We start from the raw sequence: 2,068 nt of genomic DNA, 5'->3' as shown, positions 1-2,068 counted from the left end.
TAAAGGAGCTATCCCCGTAACATCAGACGTTTTAAGAAGATAACTAATATCAATTCCATGTTTTTCACTCACCCAACTGCGGTAAAAGACATTTTTGAGTATGTCGGGATCGGTTACCGTAGTTGGAGAATAACCATACATGGGGCAATATGTCTCATCGCACATTGCATTTAAGAGCATCGTCCCCGTCATACCACCAGCAGAAGCACCGGAGATAACACGGATTTGGACATTATGGAGTGATTTACCGGGGTTTTCCTCGGCAAACTGTTTGCGTACTTTTTGATAATGCATCAAAGCTTCGAGGAGATAATCAACAACCCCCGCCGTATACGCTCCGGCTGAGATTGCACCTGCCATAACCAGAGCAATTTCGTAGGTATTTTTATTATCAGGCATCTCAACTCCCTCTATTTTATTTTCGTTTCAAAATAGATATGTGGACAAATGACAAAGTTTCTGTTTCATCCTTATCATTTTTTAATTTAACCATTGAAGATTTTGTATCAATATAAGGTGAAATAGCTTCCTTGCGGTCTTGTGAATCTCGCACTAAATAATACTCACCCCAAGTAAAATAATTTTGTCCATAAATACTCTGATTGTCATCAACCGTACCACGTTTTAAAAACTCAGTTTCATAGGTTAGAATCAAATCATCTTTTTTCAGATGTTGATATAAAGCATTTCCCATAACATTCAGCAATTGAGTGTATTGAGTATTCATAGCTGAAGCAATCTGCGTAATGCCTTTTGCGGCTTCGAGAAGTGGCTCAAAAATTTGGCGGTATGTTTCCATATCAGCTGAATCTATTTCTACTACTTCAAGTTTAAAATATATATCTCCTCCTTTATATCTATCTCTAAAAATAAGCTTATTAGACAAATTCAAGGGTTTGTCTGCTTTTCTACCATAATCGGCTAAATAAACTAATCTACGTTGAACTTGAACTGTGGTATTTTTGTCAGTATTGTTATAATCATTAATTCGCTCTTCTAATGTTAAAAATATGGCATATTTATTTTGTTTCCATTTAAAATATTCAAAAATTTGATTAAATTGCGCATTTTGCAACCGAATCTCATAAGTCTCATTCACATTTATGTCACAACTCAAATTTTTATCCTTTTCAAAAGGATTAATTAGTGTTTTATTGCTTTCATTTCTATCATCATAATAGATTTTAGTAACACCAGCATGATCATCATATCCTGATGAGGTGTTAGTTAATTCGTTATTTACACCAGCAAATAATTGCACCCCAAAATACATACTGTAAAGTACCATTATGTGAATAAACTTTTTCATCTCTTCCCCCTTTTACTTATTATCTCGAACACAACGAACATAACAAGAACTTTTACTTTCATATTGGCTATTGAAAGACATGTTAAATTGAATACCATCAATAGATGTCAAGAAATTACCACCTTGTTCATCTGAGTCAAGCAGCCAAGCAATACTCCTAAAGCTATTTTTGATTGGTACAATTGTTTCTAATTCTTCCGGTGTAGGGAGCCGCCAATTTGAATAACCTGCAAGAGTAAGATTTTTACAGTAACGATTTCCACCATCTCCTTGCCATACCTTTCCACCTTCAATTAGTTTATTTCTATTATATTTATCATCACTACTATAGAGTTGATCTTGCCACATAAGTTTCGTCTTTACATCCAAAATAACCTCATTATTTTTGTCAATTACGATGGTTGAAATAGAAAATCTTTCAGCTAGATTGTATCTCTCCAACGCCTCTTTATAAAACTTCGCTCCTTGTCCTTGGGAGAGATACTCATCAAACATCGCGAGCGCATCTTTATACCGACCCGTTTCGAGCAGTGATACACCGTAGTGATAGCTAAAAGTATCGGGGAGTTTTACCCCTAGTTTTTGCATCGCTTCGAGCTTTTCAACGGCGGTTTTATAATCCTTTGCTTCCATCGCTGTTTTAGCAGCTAGTCCCAGACGGTCGGCTTCTACCTGAGGGGGGAGGGCATAAAGTGTAGATGAGAGTGATAGAGCCAAAAGGCAGATGAGGGTTGTTTTAGTCATATTCATGAGGTATCC

General features: G+C 36.2%; 3 protein-coding genes. All 3 read right to left on the bottom strand.

The annotated features are described in order from the left end of the window. A partial coding sequence (locus tag WA010_RS08550) for a patatin-like phospholipase family protein (protein ID WP_422556709.1) occupies positions 1-399 on the bottom strand: 399 nt, incomplete at its 3' end. Positions 400-415: 16 nt separating this feature from the next. Next, positions 416-1,309: a hypothetical protein gene (locus tag WA010_RS08545; protein WP_422556708.1), complete on the bottom strand. Its 894-nt coding sequence runs from the start codon at positions 1,307-1,309 to the stop codon at positions 416-418. 12 nt (positions 1,310-1,321) lie between these two features. Continuing rightward, positions 1,322-2,068 (bottom strand): DUF1566 domain-containing protein (locus WA010_RS08540; protein ID WP_422556707.1); only part of this gene is annotated, 747 nt, incomplete at its 5' end.

Source organism: Sulfuricurvum sp., from assembly GCF_049305995.1.
GTDB lineage: Bacteria > Campylobacterota > Campylobacteria > Campylobacterales > Sulfurimonadaceae > Sulfuricurvum.
The sequence above is the reverse complement of the archived record's forward strand: the minus strand, read 5'-3'. Positions and strand labels throughout refer to the sequence as shown.